This window comes from Roseibium sp. (genome assembly GCF_025698965.1).
Classification (GTDB): Bacteria; Pseudomonadota; Alphaproteobacteria; order Rhizobiales; family Stappiaceae; genus Roseibium.
In genome coordinates this window covers 1-7,211 of sequence record NZ_JAILWL010000338.1, presented here as the reverse complement: position 1 = coordinate 7,211, position 7,211 = coordinate 1, and the positions used below count along the sequence as shown (strand labels likewise).

Genomic DNA, 7,211 nt, shown 5'->3' with positions numbered 1-7,211 from the left:
GATCACGGCATTGATTTTTTCTACCGGCCGAAAAAAGACGCCGAGCAGCAGGAGAAAGCCCACAAATCCGCCATAGGACAGGGAACCTCCCAGCACCAGATAACTGCCGGCCAGCATGATCGCGAGCTGGATGAGCCGCATGCTCATGTAGTTCAGCGATGTGGAAGCCGCCATGAGTTTGTAGGCTTCCAGTTTGGTCTGCCGGTATTTTGCATTGTCCCGGGCAAACAGGTTTCGCTCGTGATGTTCGTTTGCAAAGGCCTGAACCAGTCGCATGCCGCCGACATTCTCTTCAACACGGACATTGAAATCTCCCACACGGTTGTAAAGCGCCCGCCAGTTGGTGGTCATGCGCCGGCCATAGCGGCTGACGACCCACATGACGATAGGAATGAAGGTCAAGGTGAAAAGAGCAAGCGGAACGCTGATGAAAAACATCAGGAAAATTGCGCCCGCAAAGGTCATGACGGCAATGAACAGATCTTCAGGTCCGTGATGCGCGACCTCGCCGATCTCTTCAAGATCCTTCGTCACCCGTGTGATCAGATGACCGGTCTTGTTGTTGTCGTAAAAGCGGAAAGACAGTTTCTGGAGATGCTCGAACGCCTTGCGTCGCATGTTGGTTTCGATGTTGATCCCAAGCATGTGCCCCCAGTAGACCACCACCGCCGTCAGGATGGTGTTGATTATGTAAACGGCAAACAATCCTGCCGCGGCCAAAAGGATCAAGGACCAGTTCTGGGAAGGCAGAAGGTCGTCGACAAAGACCTTGACCGCCAGCGGGAACCCCAGTTCCAGCAGGCCGACAATGATCGCGCATCCGAAGTCCAGAAAAAACAGAGACTTGTAGGGTGCGTAGTAGGAGGCGAACTGGCGAACGACGCCGGGCTTGCCGGAGCCGGAAAATTCAGAAGAAGACATGTCGACTTTGAAACTCGGGTTGAAACTGAAGAAATATACGACCGTTTGTTTCAGCGCCATTGAATTGCGCGTCAGGAACCGAATTTTATCAATAGTCGACCGCGCCTTGAAGGCGGTAATACCGCCGCTGTTGTCGATGAAGGTTGACCCTCGCGGGGATAAAAGGTGAGGGGATGCAGCACGCTATTTTAAAGCGAGATCAGGTGTTGGAAACAGCGGCAAATGCCGGTTCCCGAACGGCAGGTCGCAAGTCACCAAAGCCTGGGCATAATCCGGTTGGTCTCGCGAAAACCAGAATAGCTATGCTGAGGGTGAATTTGTCGCAGATCTGCTATGCAAAATTGGAGGTGAGATTCTTGTTTTACCGCATTGAATTATTAAGTTTCGTCCTGTAGGTGTCGCGGCAAATATGAACACCATCATCCCAGATCATTTCTGGGCATCTTAGGAGGTCACGATGACCCGTGATGATATTATTCGCGAGTACAGAGAACACAGCGCCTCTTGGCCGGCTCTGGTTGGCGTTTATGCGCTTATTGTCGGCGCAATGGTATTCTCCGGCTACATGATGGTCGGATGATCCGACAGGTCTGATCTGGCCTGGTCGACAGAATTCGTTTCAAACACCCCCGGAATGGAAATTCCGGGGGTGTTCTCGCTTCAAAGGTCAGACATTGGCGGCCTCGCCGATCGCATCCGTTCCTCTTTCTTCCAGCAAAGTCGTCAGCCAGTTCGGATCCATCTCCGGGACGGAAGACAACAGAAGATCGGTATAGGGATGGTGCGGCGGTGTGAACATTTGGTCCTTCGGACCTTGTTCAACGACCTTGCCTTTCTGCATGACCACAACCTCATCGGCAATCGAACGGACTGTTGCCAAATCGTGGGTAATGAACATGTAGGCGAGATTGAATTCTTCCTGCAGCCGATCCAGCAGCTTCAGGATGCCTTCCGCAACCAGCTGATCAAGTGCACTTGTCACCTCGTCACAAATGATGAAGGACGGATCTGCTGCAAGAGCACGGGCAATCCCGACCCGCTGTTTCTGTCCCCCTGACAGTTCGGGCGGATAGCGGTTGTAGAATTTGGCTGGATCCAGTTCGATCAGGTCCAGGAGTTCATCAACCCGGTTCTTCAGTGCCGTGCCATGCAGCCCACTGTAGAATTGTGCCGGCCGGCCGATGATCTCGCTGATCCGGATTTTCGGATTTAGCGCCGTGTCCGCCATTTGGTAGATCATCTGCGCTTGCCGGAGCTGCTCCTTGGTTCGGTCCTGATAACGGGCCGGCAGGGCCTCGCCATTATAAAGGATCTGACCCTTTGTCGGCGGCAACAGCCCGGTAATGCAGCGGGCGGTGGTGGACTTGCCCGAACCGGATTCTCCGACCACAGCCACCGTCATGCCCGGATAAATGTCGAACGAAACATCATCGAGCACCTTGGTCTTGCCATAGGCCGCATCAATTCCCTGAACCGAAACGATCGGAATCGCGTCCACGCCTTCCGGCCGCTGCTTTTGTGGCCGTTTGAAGCTTCGAACGGCCCAAAGGCTTTTGGTGTAGTCTTCCTGCGGCGTGTCGAGCATCTGCTCCGTTGGGGCTTCTTCGACCTCCTCACCTTTTAGGAGAACCTTGATTGTGTCGGCCATCTGGGCAACCACAGCCAGGTCGTGGGTGATGTAAATGGCTGCCGTGTTGAACTGATCGACAATGTCACGGATCGCTGCAAGCACCTCGATCTGCGTGGTCACGTCAAGCGCTGTTGTCGGTTCGTCAAAGATGATCAGATCCGGACGGCAAGCCATGGCCATGGCCGTCATCGCCCTTTGAAGCTGCCCGCCGGATACCTGATGCGGATACCGGAAGCCGATTTCATCCGGATTGGGCAGGCGCAGACGATGATAAAGCTCCTGCGCATCTTCCTGCGCTTCCACACGCTTCTGGATACGGTACTGAATCGGCGCTTCCGTATGCTGATCGATGATCCGGTGCGCCGGGTTGAACGAGGCGGCGGCGGATTGTGCCACATAGGCGATCCGCGAGCCACGCAGAGCTCTGAGATCGCTTTGCGGCGTGGTTGTCAATTCCATGCCGTCGAACTCGATCGTGCCACCGGATATCCGGCAACCGTCGCGCGCGAACCCCATGGAGGCGAGGCCGATTGTCGACTTGCCGGCACCAGACTCACCGATCAGACCGAGAACCTCGCCCTTGTGCAGCGTGAGATCGACACCATGGACGATCTCGATCCATTTTTCGTCGGAATAGCCTTCGATGCGAAGGTCCTTGATTTCGAGCAGAACGTCTTTCTTCGGGACCATGCTCAAACCTCCTTAAGTCCGGAGGACCGGAACAACATCCAGTCAACGACGAAATTCACCGACACTGTCAGCAACGCGATGGCGGCTGCGGGGATGAGCGGTGTCAGTTCGCCAAAGGATATAAGTGTCGCATTTTCACGCACCATCGAACCCCAGTCCGCCGTCGGTGGCTGGATCCCAAGCCCCAGAAACGACAGACCGGCGATGAGCAGAAACACGAAACAGAATTCGAGGCCGAATTCGGCAATGAGAGGTGCTGTTGAGTTTGGCAGAATCTCACGGCGGATCAGATACCACGTTCCTTCACCGCGCAGTTTGGCTGCCTCGATGTAATCCATAACCACAACGTTGCCCGCCACTGCACGGGTCAGACGGAAAACGCGCGGCGAGTAGATCACGGCAACGACGATGACGATCACGGTCAGGTTTGTTCCGAAGATACTCAGTATCAAAAGCGCGAAGATTAGTGACGGTACCGACATGATCACGTCCGCAAGACGTCCCATGAACTGGTCGAACCATCCGCCTTTGGTGGCAGCGAACAGACCGGCGAGAGCCCCCATGATAAAAGCCAGGGCTGTTGCCAGCAGTGCAAGGCCCACTGAGTTTCGTGCACCGTAAATGATGCGGCTGAACATGTCCCGGCCTAGCTGATCAGCTCCAAGAAGCATGGTCTCGTCGGCGGGCGCGAAAGAGGAGGAAATCACCTCTGCTTCACCGAACGGAGCGATGACCGGCGCGAAGACACCTGCAATGGCGTAGGTGAAGATCACGAACATGCCGAAGGACGCCGTGAGCGGTGCGGTGCGCAGCTCCTTGGCAACCCCTTCCGGAGACACGATGATCAGAAATTCCCGGAACGCGTAGGATGTGCCGGCGGCCAGAGCCAGAAGTCCGGCGGCGGTCGTGATGAACCGGAGCGCCGGGACACCACCGATAATTCCGGTGACGAAGGAGATAAGTGTCAGCGAAAAGATCAGGATGAAGATCTGACGCCTGTTGAAATAGGCTGCAAGGCAGGAAGCCCCAATCAGCAGCGCGTAATATCCGATTACGAATGAACTCATGTCGCTGCCCTCACTTCGGATGCCGCAAACGCGGATTGGTCAAAATGGCTCCGACATCTGCTGCTAGATTGAGCAAGATGAAGGTCGCAGCGAAGATGAGACAACAGGCCTGCACGATCGGAAAATCGCGTTTTGCTACTGCATCCACGAGAAGTTGGCCGATACCCGGGTAAACAAAGACCACCTCCACAAGGACAACCCCGGTAATGAGGTAGGCAAGGTTCAGGGCCACAACGTTGATGATTGGTGCCCATGCGTTTGGCAGAGCATGTTTCACGATCACTTTCCAGGGCGGTACGCCCTTCAACCGAGCCATCTCGATATAGGGAGAAGCCAGGAGGTTGATGATCGCGGCGCGGGTCATGCGCATCATGTGCGCGGTCACAACAAGCACCAGCGTCAGCGCCGGCAGGAAGGTCCGGTGCAACAATTCGCCGAAGCTCATGTCGGCACTGAGGCTGGCAATTGCAGGGAAGTAGTTGGTCTTGACCGCAAGGTACAGAATTAGAATGTAGCCCAGGAAAAACTCCGGAGAAGAGATGGACGTCAGGGTTGCGACGTTGGCGACGCGATCGAACAGGGTGTTGCGAAGCAGGGCAACGATGATGCCCAGCACGATTGAAACCGGAACCGCAATCACTGCCGCATAGGTCGCCAGGAACAATGTGTTGATGAAGCGGTCGCTGATGGCTTCGCTCACACGTTCGCCCGACACGAGTGAATCGCCGAAATCGCCCGCCAAAGCTCCCGCCAGCCAGGAGAAGTAGCGAAAGATCGCGGGTTGATCGAGGCCAAGTTTTTCGCGAAGAGCTGCCACCGTTTCCGGTGTTGCGCCCTGACCCAGAACCGCTTGTGCAATGTCTCCAGGCAGAAGCTCAACCGCAAAGAATATCAGGATTGAAACCACGAAAAGCGTGATCACTCCTAAGCCAAGTCTCTTCAGGACCAGCTGTAGGATGTCCCCCATTTGTCCCTCCAGATTTTAGACGCCCGGCACCCCTCACATTGGCCGGACTTAATGTCTGGACGAGTATCTGCCTGATATTTGAATTTGCTTCGGCAGCGCCCCGACAGTCGAAACGGGCACAGCCCCGGAAACCGGGACGACCCTTAAGCGTGAAGCGGCGGTTGTCCGCCGCTTCGTCAATCCTGGATCAGGACTCAAACCACCAGCGGCTTGCCGCCCGGGCTCCATCATTCTCCCAGCTGGCTGCGAGTTGTTCAGGAGTTCCGACCCTGGTGCTGTTGGCGTAGACGAAGTTGTTGAAGAACGGGATGATGGTTCCACCGTCGTCCTTCGCAAGAATGGCCATTTCACGATACATATCCGCGCGGCGGACATCGTCCAGTTCTGCCTTTGCCTGCAGCAGCAGCTTGTTGAACTGCTCGTTCTGCCAGAAAGACTCGTTCCAGGCCGCATCGTCCTTGTAGGCCAGCGTGTACATGACATCCGGCGTCGGACGCGCACCCCAGGAAACCAGGCAGAACGGCTTTTTCAGCCAGACATCCGTATAGTAACCGTCGTTGGGTTCCCGCACCACGTTGATTGTGATGCCGGCGTCCTTGGCCTGTTCGGCATAAAGGACGGCCATGTCCACAGCGCCGGCATAGATACTGTCGGCCGTGCTGAGGTTGATCGTCAGGCCTTCCGCACCGGCCTTCTTCAGCAATGACTTGGCCTGGTCAGGGTCATATTCGCGCTGGACGATATCATCGGGCCAGTAGGGCTGTGCCGGGGAATGATGGAAATCGTTGCCCTTTGTTGCTGCGCCGAACGCGATCTTTTCGATGATTTCGTCGCGGTTGATGGCAAACTTCAATGCGTTGCGGACGTCGACGTTGTCGAACGGGGCGGTGTTGCAATGCATCGGCATGGTGATTGCACCAGCCGACGGGATGTTGTGGATCTTGATGTTCGGATTGCGCTGCAAAAGCGCCATCGTTTTCAACTCGATGAGCGAAACAGCATCAACGTCACCAGTCATCAGCGCGGTCTGACGGGCGTTTGGATCGTTCAACGTGATCAGTTCGACCTGGTCGAAATGAGCACCTTCCCTGTGCCAGCCATCATGACGGCTGAGGTTGAACTGGACGCCGAATTCGCCGCTGTCGATCTTGTAGGGGCCGCTGCCGTCACCGGTTTCCCAATTGATAGTACCGTCGTCGTTCGCCGGGCAGATAGCCAGGTGATAGTCTGTCATCAGCCACGGGAAGTCTGCGTTGCCGCCAGACAGTTTGACAATCACTGTGTGATCGCCGTCCTTGGTGATATCGACGACATCCAGGAGAAGAGACTTTGCTGCGGAGGTTGACGCATCACCGCGATGATGATTGAGCGATGCAATGACATCGTCTGCGGTCACGTTCTTTCCACTGTGGAAAGAAGCCTGGTCGGTCAGTTTGAAGGTCCATTCAGACGCGTCGGGGCTCGCTTCCCAACTGTCTGCAAGATCCGGCCCCAGAGAACCGTCACCCATGATCATTGTCAGGTAGCTGCGGTGGGTATGAGCCAGAAAAATCATCTGACGCGTCAGATATGTTCCCGGGTCGTGGGAATCGTTGGTGTTGCCGTCGTGAAGTCCCCAGCGAAATGTTCCACCTGCTTTCGGCTGTGCCTTCGCTTTTGTAGACCACAGGCCGGTTGCGGTTGTCGCAGTCAGGCCGGCAAGAATTGAATAGCGGATGAATTCACGTTTGGTGATGCCGCCGGTGCGGGCGGCCTTTTCCAAATTGTCGAGCAACTCTTTGTCATTGGAGTTTGTCATTCTTCTCCCCTTCTGGATCTTGTCTCGATTTTATTCTGTGAAGTTCCCAGACCTAGCATCCGTTGCTTTTTGCACGCTGCAAAGCTCATATGCGACATAAAAACAGCAAAACACGAACACCCTGGTTTCGGCTAGCCA

The 7,211-nt window shown here is 55.5% G+C and carries 6 protein-coding genes; 1 reads left to right on the top strand and 5 read right to left on the bottom strand.

All coding sequences use genetic code 11. The annotated features are described in order from the left end of the window. On the bottom strand, positions 1-921 hold a 921-nt coding region (locus tag K5905_RS22995; RefSeq protein ID WP_297588234.1), incomplete at its 3' end, for an ABC transporter ATP-binding protein. Positions 922-1,378: 457 nt separating this feature from the next. Between K5905_RS22995 and K5905_RS22990 the strand changes: the two genes are divergently transcribed. After that, positions 1,379-1,501: a hypothetical protein gene (locus K5905_RS22990; RefSeq protein WP_297588232.1), complete on the top strand. Its 123-nt coding sequence runs from the start codon at positions 1,379-1,381 to the stop codon at positions 1,499-1,501. Between the two features lie 87 nt (positions 1,502-1,588). Here the strand turns inward: K5905_RS22990 and K5905_RS22985 are convergent, their stop codons facing one another. From K5905_RS22985 to K5905_RS22970, 4 genes are all read right to left on the bottom strand, one after another. Beyond that, positions 1,589-3,241, bottom strand: coding sequence for an ABC transporter ATP-binding protein (locus tag K5905_RS22985; protein ID WP_297588230.1), 1,653 nt, complete (start codon positions 3,239-3,241; stop codon positions 1,589-1,591). A gap of 2 nt (positions 3,242-3,243) precedes the next feature. Then, on the bottom strand, positions 3,244-4,308 hold the full coding sequence (locus K5905_RS22980; protein ID WP_297588228.1) for an ABC transporter permease: 1,065 nt from the start codon (positions 4,306-4,308) through the stop codon (positions 3,244-3,246). A 10-nt stretch (positions 4,309-4,318) separates the two neighbouring features. After that, positions 4,319-5,275: an ABC transporter permease gene (locus K5905_RS22975; protein ID WP_297588226.1), complete on the bottom strand. Its 957-nt coding sequence runs from the start codon at positions 5,273-5,275 to the stop codon at positions 4,319-4,321. Between the two features lie 187 nt (positions 5,276-5,462). Then, the gene (locus tag K5905_RS22970; protein WP_297588224.1) at positions 5,463-7,073 is read right to left on the bottom strand and encodes an ABC transporter substrate-binding protein; all 1,611 of its coding nucleotides are present in this window, start codon (positions 7,071-7,073) and stop codon (positions 5,463-5,465) included. Between the last annotated feature and the right edge of the window lie 138 nt (positions 7,074-7,211).